The organism is Citrobacter farmeri (assembly GCF_019048065.1).
GTDB classification, from domain to species: domain Bacteria; phylum Pseudomonadota; class Gammaproteobacteria; order Enterobacterales; family Enterobacteriaceae; genus Citrobacter_A; species Citrobacter_A farmeri.
Genome location: NZ_CP077291.1, coordinates 3,379,809 through 3,400,835, shown reverse-complemented (window position 1 = coordinate 3,400,835; position 21,027 = coordinate 3,379,809). Strand labels below are relative to the sequence as shown.

General features: G+C 52.8%; 20 protein-coding genes and 1 tRNA gene. 7 read left to right on the top strand and 14 right to left on the bottom strand.

Annotation, left to right across the window (positions count from 1 at the left end; translation table 11 throughout):
* The first annotated feature begins 115 nt into the window (after positions 1 to 115).
* Positions 116 to 1,249: a porin gene (locus I6L53_RS16000; protein WP_042324378.1), complete on the top strand. Its 1,134-nt coding sequence runs from the start codon at positions 116 to 118 to the stop codon at positions 1,247 to 1,249.
* A gap of 101 nt (positions 1,250 to 1,350) precedes the next feature.
* On the opposite strand, the gene mnmH is transcribed toward I6L53_RS16000, so the two are convergent.
* The 5 genes from mnmH to ppiB all read right to left on the bottom strand — a co-directional run bounded on the left by mnmH (position 1,351) and on the right by ppiB (position 5,430).
* Entirely contained in the window at positions 1,351 to 2,421 is a 1,071-nt protein-coding gene (gene mnmH / locus I6L53_RS15995) for a tRNA 2-selenouridine(34) synthase MnmH (protein ID WP_042324376.1), read from the bottom strand.
* A 97-nt stretch (positions 2,422 to 2,518) separates the two neighbouring features.
* Complete coding sequence (gene purK, locus I6L53_RS15990; RefSeq protein ID WP_042324374.1) at positions 2,519 to 3,586, bottom strand: 5-(carboxyamino)imidazole ribonucleotide synthase; 1,068 nt, start codon at positions 3,584 to 3,586, stop codon at positions 2,519 to 2,521.
* Positions 3,583 to 4,092 carry a 5-(carboxyamino)imidazole ribonucleotide mutase gene (gene purE / locus I6L53_RS15985; RefSeq protein ID WP_042324373.1) on the bottom strand — a complete coding sequence of 170 codons (510 nt, stop codon included), beginning with the start codon at positions 4,090 to 4,092 and terminating at the stop codon, positions 3,583 to 3,585. Before purE ends, purK begins: the two co-directional genes overlap by 4 nt.
* 118 nt (positions 4,093 to 4,210) lie before the next feature.
* Positions 4,211 to 4,933, bottom strand: coding sequence for a UDP-2,3-diacylglucosamine diphosphatase (lpxH, locus tag I6L53_RS15980; RefSeq protein ID WP_042324371.1), 723 nt, complete (start codon positions 4,931 to 4,933; stop codon positions 4,211 to 4,213).
* A gap of 2 nt (positions 4,934 to 4,935) precedes the next feature.
* A complete protein-coding gene (ppiB, locus tag I6L53_RS15975; protein WP_042324369.1) occupies positions 4,936 to 5,430 on the bottom strand; it encodes a peptidylprolyl isomerase B in 495 nt (164 codons plus the stop codon).
* A gap of 174 nt (positions 5,431 to 5,604) precedes the next feature.
* Between ppiB and cysS the strand changes: the two genes are divergently transcribed.
* Entirely contained in the window at positions 5,605 to 6,990 is a 1,386-nt protein-coding gene (cysS, locus tag I6L53_RS15970; RefSeq protein WP_042324366.1) for a cysteine--tRNA ligase, read from the top strand.
* 82 nt (positions 6,991 to 7,072) lie between these two features.
* Here the strand turns inward: cysS and I6L53_RS15965 are convergent, their stop codons facing one another.
* Positions 7,073 to 7,597, bottom strand: coding sequence for a metal-dependent hydrolase (locus I6L53_RS15965; protein ID WP_042324363.1), 525 nt, complete (start codon positions 7,595 to 7,597; stop codon positions 7,073 to 7,075).
* A 243-nt stretch (positions 7,598 to 7,840) separates the two neighbouring features.
* On the opposite strand from I6L53_RS15965, the gene I6L53_RS15960 reads away from it, so the two are divergent.
* Positions 7,841 to 8,329, top strand: a complete 489-nt coding sequence (locus I6L53_RS15960; protein WP_139155851.1) for a hypothetical protein — start codon at positions 7,841 to 7,843, stop codon at positions 8,327 to 8,329.
* Positions 8,330 to 8,609: 280 nt separating this feature from the next.
* Positions 8,610 to 10,853 (top strand): FKBP-type peptidyl-prolyl cis-trans isomerase, encoded by a 2,244-nt coding sequence (locus I6L53_RS15955; protein WP_174349155.1) that lies wholly within the window; start codon positions 8,610 to 8,612, stop codon positions 10,851 to 10,853.
* Positions 10,854 to 10,894: 41 nt separating this feature from the next.
* Here the strand turns inward: I6L53_RS15955 and malI are convergent, their stop codons facing one another.
* The 4 genes from malI to folD all read right to left on the bottom strand — a co-directional run bounded on the left by malI (position 10,895) and on the right by folD (position 14,835).
* A complete protein-coding gene (gene malI, locus I6L53_RS15950) occupies positions 10,895 to 11,911 on the bottom strand; it encodes a Mal regulon transcriptional regulator MalI (protein ID WP_042320917.1) in 1,017 nt (338 codons plus the stop codon).
* Between the two features lie 84 nt (positions 11,912 to 11,995).
* On the bottom strand, positions 11,996 to 13,495 hold the full coding sequence (locus tag I6L53_RS15945; protein ID WP_042320914.1) for a PTS transporter subunit EIIC: 1,500 nt from the start codon (positions 13,493 to 13,495) through the stop codon (positions 11,996 to 11,998).
* 259 nt (positions 13,496 to 13,754) lie between these two features.
* Positions 13,755 to 13,967 carry a ribosome-associated protein YbcJ gene (gene ybcJ, locus I6L53_RS15940; RefSeq protein ID WP_042320912.1) on the bottom strand — a complete coding sequence of 71 codons (213 nt, stop codon included), beginning with the start codon at positions 13,965 to 13,967 and terminating at the stop codon, positions 13,755 to 13,757.
* A gap of 1 nt (position 13,968) precedes the next feature.
* Positions 13,969 to 14,835 carry a bifunctional methylenetetrahydrofolate dehydrogenase/methenyltetrahydrofolate cyclohydrolase FolD gene (gene folD / locus I6L53_RS15935; protein ID WP_042320909.1) on the bottom strand — a complete coding sequence of 289 codons (867 nt, stop codon included), beginning with the start codon at positions 14,833 to 14,835 and terminating at the stop codon, positions 13,969 to 13,971.
* Between the two features lie 247 nt (positions 14,836 to 15,082).
* Between folD and I6L53_RS15930 the strand changes: the two genes are divergently transcribed.
* Positions 15,083 to 15,159, top strand: a tRNA-Arg gene (locus I6L53_RS15930).
* Positions 15,160 to 15,330: 171 nt separating this feature from the next.
* On the opposite strand, the gene I6L53_RS15925 is transcribed toward I6L53_RS15930, so the two are convergent.
* The 4 genes from I6L53_RS15925 to cusR form a co-directional block, all read right to left on the bottom strand.
* Positions 15,331 to 15,765 (bottom strand): VOC family protein, encoded by a 435-nt coding sequence (locus I6L53_RS15925; protein ID WP_042320906.1) that lies wholly within the window; start codon positions 15,763 to 15,765, stop codon positions 15,331 to 15,333.
* Positions 15,766 to 16,043: 278 nt separating this feature from the next.
* Entirely contained in the window at positions 16,044 to 16,490 is a 447-nt protein-coding gene (locus tag I6L53_RS15920) for a VOC family protein (RefSeq protein WP_042320941.1), read from the bottom strand.
* 494 nt (positions 16,491 to 16,984) lie between these two features.
* Positions 16,985 to 18,424, bottom strand: coding sequence for a Cu(+)/Ag(+) sensor histidine kinase (locus I6L53_RS15915; protein ID WP_042320904.1), 1,440 nt, complete (start codon positions 18,422 to 18,424; stop codon positions 16,985 to 16,987).
* On the bottom strand, positions 18,414 to 19,097 hold the full coding sequence (cusR, locus tag I6L53_RS15910) for a copper response regulator transcription factor CusR (protein WP_042320902.1): 684 nt from the start codon (positions 19,095 to 19,097) through the stop codon (positions 18,414 to 18,416). Before cusR ends, I6L53_RS15915 begins: the two co-directional genes overlap by 11 nt.
* Before the next feature lie 170 nt (positions 19,098 to 19,267).
* Between cusR and I6L53_RS15905 the strand changes: the two genes are divergently transcribed.
* The gene (locus tag I6L53_RS15905) at positions 19,268 to 20,650 is read left to right on the top strand and encodes a Cu(I)/Ag(I) efflux RND transporter outer membrane protein (RefSeq protein WP_042320900.1); all 1,383 of its coding nucleotides are present in this window, start codon (positions 19,268 to 19,270) and stop codon (positions 20,648 to 20,650) included.
* A gap of 27 nt (positions 20,651 to 20,677) precedes the next feature.
* Complete coding sequence (gene cusF / locus I6L53_RS15900; RefSeq protein ID WP_042320897.1) at positions 20,678 to 21,022, top strand: cation efflux system protein CusF; 345 nt, start codon at positions 20,678 to 20,680, stop codon at positions 21,020 to 21,022.
* The last annotated feature ends 5 nt before the right edge of the window (positions 21,023 to 21,027 follow it).

The window sequence follows — 21,027 nt, the reverse complement described above, 5'->3', positions numbered from 1 at the left end:
TAACCCTTCGCTGTTTAACGGCACAAATCATTAAAAAACCGCCAACACGTCAGTGTTAATACCAGTTAATATTCAATTGCTGAATAGTTAGCAGGAAATCTATCAAGGAAAAATAATGACTATAAAAACAACAGCGCTGGCGGCATCGATCGGCGCAGCAGTGGCATTGACGTCTTTCGCCTCTCAGGCGGAAATCACCGTTCTGAAACAAGATCCGCAGGCGGGCAATCCGCTGAGCCGTCTCAACTTTACCGTTGGCGGGAGTATTCGTCCTCAGTTCCAGAATATGACGGGCGATGACGGCGCAAATGGCTACAAGCGTAATGGCTTCGACGGCGGCACCCGTTTCCGCTTCGCAGCAGATTACTATCTGTTTGATGACATCAGTTGGATCAGCTTCTACGAGCTGGGCGTCAACATTCCGGCCCAGTTCAACTGGGACAACCACTATGCAGACGGCGCGCACGACACCACTCGCCGTATGCTGTACACCGGTCTGAAGAGTGATACCTGGGGTACGCTGACCTTCGGTCAACAGAACAGCATCTACTACGATGTGGTCGGTGCAAAAACCGATATCTGGGACTACGACATGATTGGTCAGGCACCGGGTAACGGGATTAACGGCGACTACGACGGCTCTTACCGTTCCCGCAAAATGCTGAAATATAAGAAAACGGTCGGCGATGTCGATCTCTACGCTTCTTACCTGTTCAGCGATGACTACAACCCGAACAACGGTCTGAACTACAAACGTAAAGGTGGCGGTTCACTGGGGGCGGATTATCACATTACTGACGATCTGAGCTGGGGTACGGCGTGGAACTATACCCGTGCGGAAATGCGCGGTAACGGTAACAAAACATACGATCAGAACATCGTAGGTACTGCACTGAGCTGGACGCCGGACAACTGGACCTTCTCACTGGGCGGCGGCTGGTACCAGAACTTTATGACCACCAAAAAAGTGTCGGTTAACGATTACTTTGCCGGTGATGCGTGGGGTCTGGAATACTTTGCGGGCTATAAATTCCCAATCAACCAGTATGCTCTGAAATCCATTCAGCCGTACTTCATGGGTGACCGCATTGAATACGTGAATGGTCGCAACTACCTGCGTACCGACAACGGCGTGGGGATCAGCTTCCAGCTGGATTACGGTTTCCGTGTTGATTACGAACACGTCTTTACCTCCAGCACCGACAATCTGGGTGATATGAACCTGGTGCGTCTGCGTTACGACTTCTGAGTCTGATGCTGTGCCCGGTGACGCTGACGCTTACCGGGCCTGGAGGACGGTAGTGATTTGTAGGCCGGATAAGACGCGTGCGCGTCGCCATCCGGCAATTTTTAGTGGCTCAGCCACTGAGCCACCTCTTCGAATGTTCCGCGAAAGACAATCTTTTCGGCTTTCTTGTCCAGTTGATAGCGATACATCGGATCGTAATACTCTTCCAGCAGCGGCACTAACCAACTGAAATGCGCTTCGGTGCTGCCGGTTCGACGCTGCTCATCCAGCGCCACGTCCAGCTTTGCGGTCAAGTCGTTAAAGCGCTGCAGACCCAGACGACGCTTGATCGCGGAAAGTCCGTGATGCAGATAGTCGCTGTATTCCCGCCATCCCTGCTCTTTGCCATACGCATAGGTGAAATCATGATGCATTCGCACAAAATACTCTTCACGCAGGCGCTCAAGACGTCGCTCGAACGGATCGTCAATTACGGCGATAGTAGCCTGCGCCATGCGCTCGCGCAGACACTCTGGCAGATGGTTAGAGCCAATCATCCGGCCTTCATCTTCCAGTATCCAGCGTGTAGCCTGCTTCTTGAGAAGCGTCACCGCCAGTAGATTTTCGAAACTTGCCTGACTGAGCTGCGGTTCCAGAGTGCGGCCAAAAGAGGAGCCGCGATGATGGGCTAATCCCTCGAGATCCACCCCGTTTTCCTGCTGTTGCACCAGCTGTGTTTTGCCATTGCCGGTGCAACCTCCAATCAGCACGATCGGTTTTTGCACCTGTTCTTCTGTGGCGGCAATCGCGGCCTGACGTAGCGCCTTGTAGCCACCTTCGATCAACGGGTAATCCACGCCAGACTCGCGTAGCCATTGCTGAACAATGTGGGAACGCTGGCCGCCCCTGGCGCAGCAGAGGTAGCCCTGCGGGTGTTGCTGGCAGGCTTCTCGCCAGGCATCCAGACGCTGCTGGCGAATTTCGCCGCAGACCAGTTGATGACCGAGTTCAAGCGCGGCTTCCGGCCCCTGGCGTTTATAGCAGGTGCCTACGGCGGCGCGCTCGTCATCATTCATTAAGGGCAAATTTATCGCGCCCGGCATTGCGCCCTGCTGAAATTCAACCGGTGCGCGGACATCGATTAAGGGCGTACCGGCGGTAAGGATCGCGCGATAGTCCGTTCCATCGTTCATGTTAAATCCTGAAAAAAACAAACAGCAATGGGCGGGATTTTACGCGCTGAAGGAGAGGGCGGGGAAGCATAAGTTAAACTTCCCCGCGATATAAGGCTTATTTGAGCTGAGTTTGTGCCCAGAGGATACCGCTGGCGTATTCCGTCGGTAGCAGCGGCGAGAGCGCTTCCAGCGTGGCGCTCAGGCGCGCGGTGTCGCTGTCGGTCAGATTCAGGTGACCGACTTTACGCCCCGGACGCACCTCTTTGTCGTACCAGTGCAGATGCACTAACGGCAGTTTCAGCCAGTCGTAATTGAGGTCGCTGCCAATCAGATTCACCATCACCGACGGACTGTCCACCACCGGCGCCGGTAGCGGCAGGCCGGTAATCGCCCGCAGATGCAGCTCAAACTGGCTGATGCTGGCGCCGTTTTGCGTCCAGTGACCGCTGTTGTGTACGCGTGGGGCCAGCTCATTGATCAGCAGACCTTCCGGCGTGACAAAACACTCCATCGCCATCACGCCGACATAGCCCAGCTCCTGCATGATGGCCGAAAGCATCGCTTCGGCCTGCGCCTGTTGTTTCGCATCAGCCCGCGGGAAGGCGACGCTGGTGCGCAGAATGCCGTCCTGATGCAGGTTACGCGTTAGCGGGTAGAACACCGTGCTGCCGTCATGCGCACGCGCGCCGACGAGGGACACTTCACCCGAGAAGTTGATACCCTGTTCGACAATGCATTCGCCGTAGTTGTCATCCGGCAGTTGATCGGTTTCATTGGCGCGTAAACGCCACTGACCACGACCGTCATAACCGCCGACGCGACGTTTCACGATCGCCAGTTCACCTAAACGGTTAAAAATGGCTGGCCATTCGCTTTTGTCCGCCAGCAGTTGCCACGGGGCGGTCGCCAGGTCGAGCTTATCGAAAAGCTGTTTTTGCGTCAGCCGGTCAGCAATGATCGGGAACACGTCGCGGTTCACGAAGGCTGGATGACGTGCCAGTTCACGCGTTAGCGCGGTTTCCGGCCAGCGCTCGATTTCTGCGGTAATTACGCTTTGCTGAAAAGGCACGGCGGCCGGTTCTGCATCCAGCCCGACCGGCCAGACGGCGATACCCAGCGGTTCACCCGCCTGACGCAACATCCGCCCTAATTGACCGTTGCCCAGCACGCAAACCTGTTTCATGCCGCACCTCGCGGATCCGGATTCTCCAGCACCTCATCCGTCTGCGCGTTGCGCCAGTCGTTCAGTCGCTGATGCAGCGCTTTATCCTGTATCGCCAGGATCTGCGCTGCCAGTAGTGCCGCGTTAGCCGCACCCGCTTTACCAATCGCCAGCGTACCGACCGGAATACCGCGCGGCATCTGTACGATAGAATACAGGCTGTCGACGCCGCTCAGCGCCGCGCTTTGTACAGGAACACCCAATACCGGCACCAGCGTTTTCGCCGCAATCATACCTGGAAGGTGGGCAGCGCCACCCGCACCAGCAATAATCACCTGATAGCCGTTTTCTTCAGCGCTCTCGGCAAAGCTGAACAATTTATCGGGGGTACGGTGGGCAGAAACCACTTCAACGTGGTGCGGGACGTCCAGGATTTCGAAAATTTCGGCGGCGAACTGCATGGTAGCCCAGTCGCTTTTGGACCCCATCACGATGGCGACACGCGCCGGATTATTGCGGGAAGACATGCGTCTGAAAACTCCTGTGGTGCGGGATACACTGCTTTTAAGGCCACAGAGAATAGCACGGAAATAAACCAAGGAAAACGGTTGCGTACCCTACATTACGGGTCATTCAGGCAAAACGTTAAAACGGGAAAGCGATCAACTCCACATCGTCTGGCGTGACTTTGACCATCGATCCTTCGCGATGCCAGGCACCTAATACGACGCGGAAAGCGGGTTTGCCATTAGCATTGAACGCGTGTACATCAGGGCGATGAGTATGGCCGTGAATCAGCCACTGGACGCGGTATTTTTCCATCCCGGCGACAACCGCATGTTTGTTGACGTCCATGATCTCCAGCGATTTGCTGCTGTTGGCGGCTTTGCTGCCGGCTCGCATTCTGGCGGCCACACGCTTGCGTATAAACAGCGGTAGGGCAAGAAACAGCGTTTGCAACCAGGGTTGATGGACTTTCGCACGAAACGCCTGATAACCCGCATCATCGGTACACAGCGTATCGCCGTGCATGATAAGCACCCGGCGACCGTACAGGTCGAGCACTTTTTCCTGGGGAAGCAGCGTCATGCCGCTTTCTCGGGCGAAGCGTTTGCCAATCAGAAAGTCACGGTTACCGTGAATGAAAAAACAGGGAACGCCGGATTCGACAAGCGCTTTAATGGCAGCGGCCATTTCACGGTGTAACGGGTTGGGATCGTCATCGCCAATCCAGGCTTCGAACAGATCGCCCAGGATATATAACGCGTCGGCTTGACGGGCTTCACCCGCTAAAAAGCGCAGAAAACCGGCGGTGATCGCCGGTTCTTCCGTGCAGAGATGAAGATCTGCAATAAACAGTGTCGTCACAATTACTCGCTGACGGTCACGTTTTCGATAATCACGTCTTCTTTCGGTACGTCCTGGTGCATGCCGCTGCGACCGGTAGAAACGCCTTTGATTTTGTCAACAACATCCATGCCTTCAACCACTTCTGCAAATACGCAGTAGCCCCAGCCCTGCATGCTTTCGGCGGAGAAGTTCAGGAAGTCGTTGTCGGCAACGTTGATGAAGAACTGCGCCGTCGCGGAGTGCGGTGCCTGAGTACGCGCCATCGCCAGCGTACCACGGGTATTTTTCAGACCGTTGTTGGCTTCATTTTTGATAGCGTCTTTGGTGGCTTTCTGTTTCATGCCAGGTTCAAAACCGCCGCCCTGAATCATAAAACCGTTAATCACACGGTGGAAAATGGTGTTGTTGTAAAAACCTTCGCGGCAGTAGTCCAGGAAGTTTTTAACTGTTTCAGGCGCTTTATCATCAAATGTTTTGATTACGATATCGCCGTGATTAGTGTGGAAAGTAACCATTTTTGCATCCTGTTCCGATAGAGTGGTGCTTTAACCCAACTGAGGGTCAGAGTTAGGGGGGTGTTATAGCATAACCGCACGCTGCGATCACCTCGCAAAGTGTGCTGCTTCCCGTCCAAATTATGGGTATTATACAAACTTTGTTATCCACACACGTCTTACACGGAATCTTCGATGTTAAAAATCTTTAATACACTGACGCGCCAAAAAGAGGAATTCAAACCCATTCATGCCGGGGAAGTCGGCATGTACGTGTGTGGTATCACCGTTTACGATCTTTGTCATATTGGTCATGGCCGTACGTTTGTGGCGTTTGACGTGGTTGCGCGCTATCTGCGCTTTCTGGGCTACCAACTGAAGTACGTGCGTAACATCACCGATATCGACGACAAAATCATTAAGCGCGCTAATGAAAATGGCGAAAGCTTTGTCGCGCTGGTGGATCGTATGATCGTCGAGATGCACAACGATTTTGATGCGCTAAATATTCTGCGTCCGGACCTGGAACCGCGCGCGACCCACCATATCGCTGAAATCATCGAAATCACTGAACAGCTGATTGCCAAAGGTCATGCCTATGTGGCGGACAACGGCGACGTGATGTTCGATGTCCCGACCGATCCGAACTACGGGCAACTGTCGCGCCAGGATCTGGATCAACTTCAGGCCGGTGCGCGCGTGGATGTGGTGGACGTGAAGCACAACCCGATGGACTTCGTGCTGTGGAAAATGTCCAAAGAGGGTGAGCCGAGCTGGCCGTCACCGTGGGGCGCTGGTCGTCCTGGTTGGCACATTGAGTGTTCCGCGATGAACTGCAAACAGTTGGGTAATCACTTTGATATCCACGGCGGTGGTTCTGACCTGATGTTCCCGCACCACGAAAACGAAATTGCCCAGTCCACCTGCGCACATGACGGTGAGTATGTGAACTACTGGATGCACTCTGGCATGGTGATGGTTGACCGAGAGAAGATGTCCAAATCGCTGGGTAACTTCTTTACCGTGCGCGACGTGCTGAAATATTACGACGCAGAAACCGTGCGCTATTTCCTGATGTCCGGCCACTATCGTAGCCAGTTGAACTACAGTGAAGAGAACCTGAAGCAGGCGCGTTCCGCGCTGGAGCGCCTGTATACGGCGCTGCGCGGGACGGATAAGTCTGTTGCGCCAGCCGGCGGCGAGGCGTTTGAAGCGCGTTTTGTTGAGGCGATGAACGACGATTTCAACACCCCCGAAGCCTACTCCGTGCTGTTTGATATGGCGCGCGAAGTCAACCGTCTGAAGGGAGAGGATATGGCCGCTGCGAACGCGATGGCTTCTCACCTGCGTAAGATTTCTGGCGTGCTGGGTCTGTTAGAGCAGGATCCGGAAGCGTTCCTGCAAAGCGGTGCGCAGGCGGACGACGGTGAAGTCGCGGAAATTGAAGCGTTGATTCAACAGCGCCTGGATGCCCGCAAAGCCAAAGACTGGGCGGCAGCGGATGCTGCGCGTGACCGTCTGAACGAGATGGGCATTGTGCTGGAAGATGGTCCGCAGGGAACCACCTGGCGTCGTAAGTAATCGTCTATTGCCGGATGGCGCTGATGCGTGTCCGGCCTATTTTGTAGGCCGGATAAGGCGCAACGCGCCGCCATCCGGCACATTAATGCTTCCTATACCACCACAGCATTCCCATCAGCAGCGCTCCCGGCAACCACACCCAGATTAACTCGGAAAGAATGACCTGGTGTCCATATGGCGTGTTATAGCGCGACAAGGCAAACGGCGCGACCTTGATCACCTGCCACGGCGCGAAGAAACGTTCATCTGACCACGGCCACAGCCAGCCAACGCCTTTGCCGCCGGTGGTTACCGAATCCAGCAGGCTGTGTGACAGCAGCGAAACCGTTAAAAATAACCAGCAGCGCATTAACCCGGCTTTAAACCATCGTCGCCCCATCCACACGCAGAGCAGCGGAACCACCAGGGCAAACAGCAGTGAATGGGTAAATCCGCGATGCCCGAACACGTTGCCATAGGACACGCCGAGTTTAAACGAAAGCACATCGGCGTCCGGTAGCATTGCAAGCGCGATTCCGGCAAACAGTAAACGTGGAGGAATGGCTTTCAATCCCAGACCTAGTCCGAGGCAAATCGGGACGGCGGCATGGGTAATAATGGTTGGCATAATAATTATCCGAAATGCGAGAATGTATTAATATATATTGGATGAAATATATTTGCTATGTAAATAGCGTTATTGGTTAATGCTGTTTCTATGAATTAGTGTAAAAAGTCTGAATGAAATCCTAAAATTTGCTTTTTTGAGAATGAAGGATTGTATAGCACTTTTTTAGCTGTGCATAATCACAAGATACTCTATTCTTTATTTTTCTTCACTAGCAGACGGCCGTTTTTGAGGGGCTTTATTGTGACGACTTATCGTAAATCGAACAGATATGTCAGTAAAACGAACAAATATTTTAAAAGGGCATTAAATATATTACTAATAATAACGCCGGTTTTTCTTGCCGGTTGCCAGCGTCATTCACAATCTCAGTCATCAGCAGGGAACAATCCCTCTACCCCCGTCGTATCCGCGCCATTGCCTTCACCTCAGATAACGCCAGCGACTCAAGAGGTTGCGAACGTAGAAACCTCTGAAGGTGCAGCTTCTCATTGCCAGAAAGAACTTATTGCCCTTTCTAAAGTGAACCAGCATCAATATGCGAAAAAGAAAGCTGCGTTTGATCAATTGCTGGATAGTGCGTCTGTCTACACGTCTGTGCGAGAGGATATTGGTTCCCAAACGCGGGATACCATGGATGCACTGTATAAATATAAAACGCAGAAGCTGTGCAGCGATATCGAACAAACCGTTCGTCAATCTTTGATTAACCGAGGGGAGAGTTTTAAATGAACGCGTTAAAAATAAAACCTCTTTTTTTTTTACTCTTCCCCTGGTGATTTGTGGTGTTGTTAGTGATGTTTTTGCAAGAGATAATGCAGCCGCTGTACAGTCGTTGGATGTGATCACCTCTCAGGCTAGCGATATTCCCGCCTTGCTGACAGAAAAAAATATAAATTTACCTGCCCCCGTTATTTCAGCGCCGCGAACCGCTAAGAAACACACGTCGAAAACGCATAACCGTGATTTGCGTGGTATTCAGATTGCTCCTGCCGGTGAGAAGGAGAGTGCTGTGCTTCAGCAATCGCTACGCGATGCGCAAAAACAGATCGCGACTCTGCAACAGCAACTGGAGAGCGCAAATCAACAACTTGAGGAGAGTTCGAACCAGTTGGCGGCTTTACGTAGCGAACAGGATAAAGGTAACTCCGTCTCCATTGTGCAACAAAAGCAGTTGGCAGAAAACCTGGATGAAATCAATAAACTTAAAAAACAGATAACTGACCAGCTTGCTGATAAGGTGGCGAATTCTCTTGATTATGCCGCGGAGAAAATGCGTGACAGTCAGGCGTTGATGCAACTTAAAAAGCTATTGGCGGAGAGCCAGAATCAGAGCGTTGCGTTGAATAAACAGATTGCGGAACTGACGGCGGCCCAAGCGGCTAATGCAAAAGCGCTGGCGGAAGCCAGGACAGGCGACAGCAAGTCCATGGCTGATCTGAAGCAGTCTCTGGAAAAGAGCCAGTCTGAATCGGCGGCCCTGAAAACTGCCCTGACCGACAGCCAGAATCAGAGCGTTGCGCTGAATAAACAGATTGCGGAACTGACGGCGGCCCAAGCGGCCAATGCCAAAGCGCTGGCGGAAGCCAGGGCAGGCGACAGCAAGTCCATGGCTGATCTGAAGCAGTCTCTGGAAAAGAGCCAGTCTGAATCAGCGGCCCTGAAAACTGCCCTGACCGACAGCCAGAATCAGGGCGTTGCGCTGAATAAACAGATCGCGGAACTGACGGCGGCGCAAACGGCCAATGCCAAAGCGCTGGCGGAAGCCAGGGCAGGCGACAGCAAGTCCATGGCTGATCTGAAGCAGTCTCTGGAAAAGAGCCAGTCTGAATCGGCGGCCCTGAAAACTGCCCTGACCGACAGCCAGAATCAGGGCGTTGCGCTGAATAAGCAGATTGCGGAACTGACTGCGGCCCAAGCGGCTAATGCCAAAGCGCTGGCGGAAGCCAGGGCAGACGACAGCAAGGCTGTGGCTGATCTGAAGCTGTCTCTGGAAAAGAGCCAGTCTGAATCAGCGGCCCTGAAAACTTCCCTGACCGACAGCCAGAACCAGGGCGTTGCGCTGAATAAGCAGATCGCGGAACTGACGGCGGCGCAAACGGCCAATGCCAAAGCGCTGGCGGAAGCCAGGGCAGACGACAGCAAGTCCATGGCTGATCTGAAGCAGTCCCTGGAAAAGAGCCAGTCCGAATCGGCGGCCCTGAAAACTGCCCTGACCGACAGCCAGAATCAGGGCGTTGCGCTGAATAAACAGATCGCGGAACTGACGGCGGCCCAAACGGCCAATGCCAAAGCGCTGGCGGAAGCCACGACAGGCGACAGCAACGTCGTGGCTGAACTGAAACAGGCGCTGGGCAAAAGCCAGACGGAAACAGCCGCGTTGAAAAGCGCCCTGACCGACAGCCAGAATCAGAGAGCCGTGCAGAACAAACAAATCACTGATTTGCGAGCCAGCCTGAGTGATAACGATAAATCTCTGGCCGATGCCAGGAAGACGCTGGCAGAAAACAAGACACAACAGGATGACGCGCAGAAGAAACTCCAGGAAGTGACGGCAAAACTGGATGCGCAAAATAAGCAAATTTCAACGCTAACAGCCACAAAGACTGGGGCTGCGACGCCTGCGCCAGCTTCTGAAGAACAACTGCGCGCTTATGCTTTGGGGACTTTGTGGGGGCAGGAAGTCAGAGGGGCGATGGCGAATGTACAGTCTGATGGGTTCCCACTGGAACTGACTCAGGTGATAAGCGGAGTTTCTGATTCGATCAAAGGGCAGCTTAAGGTGCCGGAAAGTAAGATCCTGGCTGAACTGGATATTATGAATAAGAAGGCAATGGAACTGCAGAAGAGTGCCAGTACCAAAGCGAATCAGAGTAACAAGTTCATCAGTACTTTTAGCAGTAAGCCGGGAACTAAACGGGCAGATATGGGCTACTACTACCGCATTATCCAAAAAGGGCAGGGTAAAATCGCGGCAACAGATGTGGTGGCGATTGCCGTTAAGGAAAGCCTTTCCAGCGGTAAAGTTATTAAAGACATGATGAAGAGCGGGAAGGTATTGGCGTTGCCGCTGGCCAATTTCCCACCGCTTTTCAATTCAGCGATCGGTAAAATGAATAAAGGGGGCAAGCTGATTATGGCAGTCCCGCCTGAACTGGCTTACGGGGCGCAAGGACGACCACCGGAGATCCCGCCATCTTCTACCATGGTCTATGAAATTACTGTTGTTGATGTACAACCTGCCGCGGGTAAATGAGCCTCGCAACACATGCCCGGTTTTGCCGGGCTTTTTCTTTCCTACGCTGATTCCCGGGTGATAAGCTGGCCTGACAGCGTGATCCGTTGTGTCTGTCTTTCTGGCTCTTTAAGCTGGCCGATAATCAATCCGGCGGCCTGTCTTCCTGTCTCTTCGATGGCGGAAGAGACATAAGTAAACGAAGGGGAGGTGAGATTGACGTGCAGCATATCTTCAAAACCAACTAGCGCCACCTGCTGGGTCAGAAATACGTCTTTACCGAGAGTTCGTCCGACCTGATGGATACCGCTTATGCAGCCAATGATGGCCGTGGGTGAGTGGCACAGAAGAGCCGTGATGGTGTTATTTTGTTCCAGCAGATGGCGGGTGGCAATGCTGGCAGCATAGGTATCATCGTCACATGCAGGAGTCGATTCTTCTTTATAAACCATGCCATTTTGCGCCAGTGTATTGCGAAAACCCTGTAGTCTCTGCTGGCGAATCAGACAGTCTGGTCGACCGCCAATATAGCCAATGCTGCGGTGACCGCGTTCAATCAGATAGCGAGTGGCAAGGCTAGCAGCCTGACGATTATCACGCATCACCAGATTGCAGTTTTCTTCAATCAGCGATTGCGATACGACAACTAATGGTAAAGGACACTGGCGCACCTGTTCAGGTAGTGCTGTACGGATGGGATCCGACGACAAATAAATTACGCCAGCCACACCTTGCTGTTTGAAAGAGAGCAAGCAGCGTTCCAGGCTTGCGCGATCATCCTGCGGTTGCCCCAGAAAAACCATAAAGCCCTGTTTTTCCAACTCCTGAACAATACTTGCCATTACCTTGATGGAAAAGCTATCGCTAAAATCACGCAGGATCAGGCCGATCAGATTGGAAGTGCTGGCGCGAAGATTCGCCGCGGCGATGTTATGCACATAGCCAAGCGTATTGATGGCAGCATGGACCTTCTCAATCGTTGCCTCTGAGATTTTCCCTTTCTGTCGTAGCACCAGAGAGACGGTCGAAACCGAGACACCTGCCTGCTTTGCGACATCAATAATGCTGACTTTCTTCAAAATCGCTCCCTGAAAATTACCGGTTATCAGCCCGATATGACAACGTCTCCCAGCGTACAGGAGACGTGTCATTCAGGCATCCTATTATTTGCCAATCATCGTGGACATGGTCTGAGCGATAAACTGTGCTCTTGCACCGAAAATCACCTGGATACCGTTGTCCCCGACAAAGACCACGCCGCGGGCACCCAGGCCGTTGAGACCGTCTTTATCGACCTCATCGCTTTTCGCCACTTCCAGACGCAGACGGGTAATGCAGGAACCTACGGAGTCGATGTTCTGCGCGCCGCCCAGCAGGCCAATGATTTCAGTGGCAATTTCTGTATCCGTTTTGTCGTTCGCATTGGCGGTCACTTCAGTACGGCCTGGCGTTTTGATGTCGAAACGACGAATGACAAAGCGGAAAGTAAAGTAGTAAATCAACGCCATCGGCACGCCGATGATAATGGCATTCAGGAAGTTGGTCTGATAGCCATTGAAGGACGGCAGGATACCAAACGACAGGTAGTCGATGAAACCGGCGGAGAACGACTTGGCAATATGCGCATGCAGCAGGTACATGGTCATATAGGCCAGTCCCGCCATAATCGCGTTGAAGACGTACAAAATCGGCGCCACGAAGATGAAGGTGAACTCAACCGGCTCGGTAATCCCTGTGAGGAAGCAGGTGAGCGCGGCCGAGAACAGAATACCGGCAGCAATTTTCTTATTCTTTGTATGCGCTTCGTGATACATCGCCAGACACGCGGCAGGCAGGGCAAACAGCATCAGCGGGAATTCGCCCTGCATGAATTTACCCGCGTTCTGATAGGTATCGCTACTGAAGGATTTGACGCCTTCCTCCAGCATCTTGAACCAGATCGTCTGGTCGCCGTGGATCACCTGGCCGGCCTGAGTGGTGTAATCCCCGAAGGAGTACCAGAAGGAAGGATACCAGATGTGGTGTAACCCGAGTGGGATCAGCGCACGTTCAACCAGGCCAAAGATGAAGGTTGAGAGGGCCTGATTATCGCCGTTGACGACCACTGACAGCGCATCAATACCGGCCTGAATATGTTGCCAGACGTAAGGCAGCAGCAGTCCCAGCACAAAGGAGAGAAACGCGGTGGCGATCGCCACAAAACGTTTACCAGAGAAGAATCCGAGGAATTCCGGCAACTGCATGGTGTGAAAGCGGTTGTAGCACCAGGCGGCGAGAATACCGCAGATCAGGCCGCCAAAAACGCCCATTTGCAGGGTTGGGATACCGACCACCATCGCGTATTTACCGCCCTGGGAAGCCATCTCCGGCGTGATGCTTAACACCGTGCTGATGGTGATATTGGTGACAAATACAGAGACCGCCGCAGACAGCGCTGCGATACCGGATTCCGAGGCCAGGCCAACGGCAGAGCCGATAGCGAACAGCATCGGCAGGTTATCAAAGATAACGCCGCCCGCGTTCATCATCAGCGGTAGATGGAATTTATCCCCGAAGGCCAGCAGCAGGCCCGCAGCGGGAAGCAGTGAAATTGGCAGCATTAAAGCGCGGCCAATCATCGATAATTTAGACAACGATTTAACAAACCCTGATATCAGACTCATGCTGATTTCCCCCGAGTAACGCTTTTTAGCGTTGTTATTGTAAGTAGAACGTTATAGTAGAACGTTCTACTTATCGTGATGAAGGCGCGCGTTTCGCGCAACTTAAATTTCACGCTTCATCAAATGAAATGGTGATTCTTTGAAGTTGAACGATAATTAACCATTATGGTTATAGGGAAAAGCAGGTAGGGGAAAAGCGGAGTTCCCCTCAGTCAGACAGCGCCCGGAGGCGACGTCGGACGAGGGGAGAGCAGAGCACTCAGGCCGTTACGGTGATGGTCTGACCGGCAAAGCTGACGGTTTGCCCGGCCACAATTTTGCAGCGCTTGCGGGTTTCCACCGCACCATCAACCTTTACCTGCCCTTCGGCAATGGCAATCTTCGCCTGGGCGCCGCTTTCACTCCAGCCTTCCAGTTTCAGCAAATCACACAGTTCAACGTGAGGATGCTTGCCTAAAGAAAATGTCGCCATGTTAGTTGTCCTGAGGATCGTGATATTCAACGCACGCCTGAAGCGTGTTTTCGATTAGCGTGGCGACCGTCATTGGCCCCACGCCGCCCGGTACGGGCGTAATATATGAGGCACGCGCGGCTGCGTCATCAAACACCACGTCGCCGACAACCTTGCCATTTTCCAGACGGTTGATGCCGACATCAACCACGATAGCGCCTTCTTTGATCCACTCACCCGGAATAAACCCCGGTTTCCCAACGGCAACGATCAGCAGATCGGCATGCTCAACGTGGTGACGCAGATTTTTGGTGAAGCGGTGGGTTACCGTGGTGGTGCAACCGGCCAGCAGCAGCTCCATACTCATGGGACGACCCACAATGTTTGAGGCGCCGATCACGACCGCATTCAGACCGTAGAGGTCAATGTTGTAACGCTCAAGCAGGGTGACAATCCCACGCGGCGTGCAGGGGCGCAGACGCGGGGCGCGCTGGCACAGGCGACCAACGTTGTACGGATGAAAACCGTCTACGTCTTTATCCGGATCAATACGTTCCAGCACTTTGACATTATCGATGCCTGCCGGAAGCGGCAGTTGCACCAGGATACCGTCAATGGTGTTGTCGGCGTTGAGCGTATCAATCAGCTCAAGCAGTTCCGCCTCGCTGGTGGTTTCCGGTAGGTCATACGAGCGGGAGACGAATCCCACCTCGTCACAGGCTTTACGCTTGCTTGCCACATAAATCTGTGAGGCCGGGTTGCTGCCTACCAGTACAACAGCCAGGCCCGGGGCCCGACGTCCGGCGGCAATACGCGCCTGAACTTTTTGAGCAACCTCAGAGCGCACCTGCTGCGCAATCGTTTTACCGTCAATAATCTTTGCTGCCATCAGAGAGAGGATTCCATCTGTTACTTCACGTCAAAGGGGATGGCGCTATTTTGTCAGAAGTGAAGACCGTTGTCAGTTACCGCTTTCTGTCAGGGTGGTTTTAAGCGGCGATCCACCTGGAGGGGGGGAAGGGACAGGAAAAGCAGGATGCTCACAACTCAAGCAGTTGAGTGGAAAGCCATTGACCGTTAAGGTTGTGAACGTATAATACCGACCAGTTTTGGAACAGTCCGCATTGCAGTTCATTGCTCCCTTAGCTCAGCTGGATAGAGCAACGGCCTTCTAAGCCGTCGGTCACAGGTTCGAATCCTGTAGGGGGCGCCATAATGAATCAACGAGTTAGACATTACCTCCCATCCCCATTTTTCCTTCACGAGACATATTCGGGATATCATAGTTAAAAATCGAGCCAACCTGAGACACGAAACCGTCTAAGAAATCCAGGTTCATCCAGCTCCATTGGGAAAACGGCCTGAGCAATCCTGAACCCGGCATTTAAAGGCTGAAGCTAATTTCCACAGAAGGTGTACTACGCTGTGCTTCACCATGATAGACGGCTTCAATGTTATTACCATCCGGATCAAGAACGAATGCCGCGTAGTATCCGCAGTGGTAGTGGCGTTCACCAGGGGCGCCGTTGTCACGTCCTCCATGCTCCATTGCGGCATGAAAAAAGGCATCTACCATCTCACGATCTTTGGCCTGGAAAGCAAGATGATGACGTCCTGTAGGGACTCCCAGCGCGCCTGAGCTTTCCACCGAAGACACGACCAGTTCATCCGCCCAGAAATAGTCGTCTGTTGTGTTTATGATCGGGATTTCCAGGGTCGTTAGCACGGCGGTGTAAAACGCTTTACTGGCGTCAAAGTCGTTAACCACGAGCTGGATATGGTCGATAAGTCTGCCGCGATGTAGTTGATACGTTTTCATGACGTCATTTCCCTTTCTTTTAACCACCGTTTTCGTAAGTTTTTATTCTTTATCAGTAAAAAACAAACCACAACTTTAATTTCGGTGATGTTTTCCTTTTTCCAGGCAAGATCTATTTTCAGACCTTTCACTGTCAGGATATTTCCGTTTTAGCGAGACTTTTATTAGCGCGGTGAACTCAGCGTTTATCACCATGAAATGAATGAAAGACCGTCCGAAAAACCGGATGGTCTTTTTGTGTTTTAGCAATGTGGACGCATGTCGCCCCCATTGGCTCATTATGCCCGTTCTGACGCCTGGCGCAAAAACGGAGTATAGGAAATTGCCATGATGATCCCCTCAGGACTGAGAAAGCGGGTGACCGTTTGTTCCCAGGGTTCTTCTTGCATACAGGTTAGTAACTTACATCCACTTTCCTTTAAAATATCGGAGGCGGACTGCATGTCGTCAACTTCAAATTCGAGCCATGCCTGAGGAACAGGTAAACTGGCAGGCCATTCCGATGTGCCAAAACAAGAGAGGGCCACTTTATCCAGCGGCCAGACGGCAAAATACTTCGCTCCGGGGATGTTTTGCGAATGCAGATATCCGTCATAACCGTCAATAGTTTCAAGCGGCAGTTGCAGTATGTCTTTATATAAAGACGCACTTTCCTCAGCGTTTGTCGTGACAGGGCCAAACCCTGCGATAAATAACACATTAATTCCTTTCAGAATACTGGACATAGTCACCTCATAGTGTTTAAGCGTGATTATATTGTTACGCACGAACCACACAATAATAAAATTTCCCCAGTGGATGCGGGGAAAGATACGATATAATCCAAAATTCTCGTTGTAAAAAAGGGACATTTCTGTGAGGGAATATAAAAATTACGACATTACCGCGCGGAAACAGCATCCGCAACGCTATGCTATCGCGTCATCTGAACCGCGATGAACACATTCTCAGGCGAACTGAAGCAAATTGTCGGCAACCGACACAGCGCGGCGACGCAGCTTTTTTTCGCGCCGTCAAAGTCTTTACGTCACATCATTTCCCACTATACCGTGCAATTACGTTGCGCTTGTGTGCTCATTTGCCTGGCAGGTATGCGCTATATGAATAATCAAGATGCTATCGCAGACGCTTGCGATCGACGAAAACGAGATAGCCCGTCGTTCGTACCTCCACTCGGGTAAGTACACAACAGGGGGAAACGTCGTCAGGTGCAGGTCAGTCAGACCGGCTCTTTCGGCAAACTCAGAATAAAACGGGTAACGTGGGCATCTGAGGTCACCGACACGTTTCCGTGGTGCGCCGTGACAATGGATTTCACGATGGCCAGCCCAATGCCGCTGCCTTCGCCTTTGCGCTGGCGGGACGGATCCACGCGATAAAAGCGATCAAACAACCGTGGCAGATGTTCCGCAGGGATGGGCGTTCCCGGGTTTTCAATGATGACGTGCACCTGGTCGTTCGCCTCTTTCAGCCGGACGGTAATGCTCTGGCCCGGTGGCGTGTAGCGCATCGCGTTGGAGAGGAGGTTGCTTATCGCCCGACGCAGCATGCCGGGATCGCCGGAAACCAGGCATGGACTCCCTTCAAAATGTAGTCCAACCTCCCGGTCTTCCGCCAGCGCTTCAAAAAAGTCGAACACTTTACTGACTTCATCTGCCAGATTGAGCGCTTTTTTCTCCGGGATCAGTTGGTTGTTATCAGCCTGCGCCAGAAACAGCATATCGCTAACCATTTTCGCCATATGACTAAATTCTTCGAGACTGGAATAGAGCACCTCTTCCAGTTCCTTCTGGCTGCGGGGCTGGCTGAGGACTATTTCCGTTTGCGTCACCAGGTTGGTAATGGGGGTGCGGATCTCATGGGCAATATCGGCAGAAAAATTAGACTGACGGGTGAAAACGTCCTCGATACGCTCGATCATGTGGTTAAACGAGAGTACCAGCCGTTCCAGTTCAATGGGGACCGATTGGGGATCCAGGCGCACGTCGAGATCTTTCGAGGTGATGTTTTGAATCTGTCGACTGACGCTGCGGATCGGTTCGTGGCCTTTATAAACGGCAAACAGCACGATAAGAATGATCAACATGCTGATGATCGAGGCGGTCATGATCAGCTTGTTTTTCAGGTCGTTAATGTAATGCAGGTGAAAATCGATCGATAGCGCCAGATACAGGGTATAGGCCGGTTTTCCCTCTGCCAGCGGCCCGACCGGCAGACGGATCATGCGCCAGGTGGAATGGGTGCCGTGTCCTGCCATCTGCATTGACGGGCCGTTAATTAAATAGACGTTGCCGCCCGGAACGGTTTTATCCGGCGTGGCGCGGGCAAGAAACTGCCGGATATCCGGTACATGAGGGGAATGAAAAAGCGCCTGCTGGTTGGCATCTTCCAGCGAAATGATGACGTTCGAGTAACCGGCCGCTACGTTTTTCAGGATCTCCAGACGGCGGGATTCCGGCTCGTCAGAGGGGGTGAGGATCCGTTCGAGCGTGGCGCTGATTTCGGTTAAGTCGTTGATGTCTTGTTCGGCAAAATGCACTTTTACCGACTGGATCATTATCCAGGTAAAGGCAAAAAAAGAGGCAATGGTCGCGAGGCTGATAAAAAAGGTCAGACGCGTCGCCAGCGAAAAAGGGCGGGATAACCGCTTACTGACCATCCGGCACCTCAAGCACATATCCCACGCCACGCACGGTCTGAATCAGCTTAGGTTCAAAGTCGTTATCAATCTTACCGCGCAGACGTTTCACGGCCACGTCAATGGCGTTGGTGTCGCTGTCGAAATTCATGTCCCACACCTGAGAGGCAATCAGCGAGCGGGGCAATACTTCTCCCTGATGACGCAGGAAAAACTCCAGCAGGGTAAATTCTTTGCTGGTGAGCGTGATGCGTGTTCCGCTCCGACTCACTTTGCGACTGACCAGATCGACTGTCAGATCGGCCACCTGAAACTGGCTTTCGACAATCACCGCCGCTCCCCGGCGCAGCAGCGTTCTGACGCGCGCGAGCAGTTCGGCAAAAGCAAACGGCTTAACCAGATAATCATCCGCGCCTAACTCCAGCCCTTTCACCCGATGTTCAATCGTTCCCAGCGCGGTGAGCAGCAGAATCGGCATGCCTTTATTGGCGGTGCGTAGCATCCGGACGATATCCCAGCCGTTGACGTCGGGCAGCATGATGTCAAGGATGAGCAGGTCGTAATCACCGGTCATCGCCAGGTGATAACCGTTCAGACCGTTGTCGGCAAGATCGACAACAAAGCCCGCTTCCGTTAACCCTTTAGTCAGGTATTCACCGGTTTTTTTCTCATCTTCGACAATCAAAATCTTCAACACATCCTCCTTCACCACGCGAATGTCGTGGGGTTCCTCAATTCTAGAGAAGCCGGATCGGATAGCAATCGCATTCTGGGAAAATGACAGCTTTGTCATTTTGCTGTCACGGGTTGAACAGAGAGCGCCAGGTAAAGTTGCTGATATCAACCCACATGAAAATCAGGCTCATGCGTAATTTTAAGTTTCTCACACTCTCGATGGCGCTACTGCTGGCAGGATGTTCACTCGCACCGGACTATCAGCGTCCGGCACCTCCGGTGCCGCAGCAGTTTTCTCTGAGCCAGAACCAGATGGTGACGTCAGCGGTGAGCTATCAGGACAGCGGTTGGCGGCAGTTCTTCGTTGATCCGCAAGTGAAAACGCTGATTGCCGAGGCGCTGCGCAGCAACCGTGATTTACGCATGGCGGCGCTGAAAGTGCAGGAGGCGAGGGCGCAATATCGGGTGACCGATGCCGATCGCTATCCGCAACTGAACGCAGAAAGCAGCGGTAACTGGAGTGGAAAGCTCAAAGGGGACACCCGCAGTACCCGTGAATATGAGGCCGGGCTGAACCTGAGCTTTGATCTGGATTTCTTTGGTCGACTGAAAAACATGAGTGAAGCTGACCGACAGAACTTTTTTGCCAGCGAAGAGGCGGGCCGGGCAGTGCATATTCTGCTGGTATCCAACGTGGCGCAGAGCTGGTTCAATCGGCGTCTGGCTTTTGCACAGCTCCAGGTGGCACAAGAAACGCTGAGTAACTACGAGCGTGCCTATGCGTTGGTGGAAAAACAACTGGTCACCGGCAGTACCAACGTGCTGGCGCTGGAACAGGCGCGCGGTGCGATCGAAAGTACGCGTAGCGACATCGCTAAACGTCAGGGAGAGCTGGCGCAGGCGAACAACGCGTTGCAGCTGTTGCTGGGGAGCTACGGCACGCTGCCGGACGATACGCGACAGAACGTCAGCGATCTCAACGGCGTGACGTTACCACCATCGCTCTCATCGCAAATCCTGTTGCAGCGTCCGGACATTATGGAAGCCGAACATGCGTTGATGGCGGCGAACGCCAATATCGGCGCGGCGCGTGCGGCTTTTTTCCCTTCTGTTACGCTGACCAGCGGTCTCTCCGGCAGCAGCAGCGATCTCTCAACTCTGTTTTCGGCGGCAAGCGGGATGTGGAATTTCATCCCGAAGGTGGAGTTACCCATCTTCAATGCCGGGCGTAATCAGGCCAACCTCGATCTGGCTGAAATCCGCCAACAGCAGTCGGTGGTCAATTACGAGCAGAAGATCCAGAACGCTTTCAAAGAGGTTGCCGATGCGCTGGTGCTGCGCCAGAGCCTGGCCGATCAGATTCGCGGTCAGCAGCGTTACCTTTCCTCACTACAAATCACCCTTCAGCGCGCCAGAGCGCTCTATCGCAACGGTGCGGTGAGCTATATCGAAGTGCTGGACGCCGAACGTTCACTATTTACGACGCAACAAACTCTGCTTGACCTTAATTACGCCCGGCAGGTTAACGAAATTACGCTCTATACCGCGCTTGGCGGCGGTTGGCTGGAATAAATCAAATGACATCATGGGAGATTCAAAATGAACACGGTATTTAACGCAGTCGTATTCGCGGTTTTCTCTACGCTGGCAATTAATGTCCAGGCCAATGAGCATCATCACGGCGATATGATGGGCGCCATGCCTGCCGCGGAACAAAGCCCGGCGGTCAGCGCCACCGGCGTGGTGAAAAGCGTTGATATGGAGAGCAAAAAAGTCACCATTGAACATGGCCCCATTCCCGCGCTGAACTGGCCGGCAATGACCATGCGTTTTACCATCACGCCGCAAACGCAGCTCAACGGTATAAAAGCGGGGGACAACGTGGCGTTTACGTTTATCCAGCAGGGCAATCTTTCGTTATTGCAGGATATTAAAAGCCAGTAATTTTC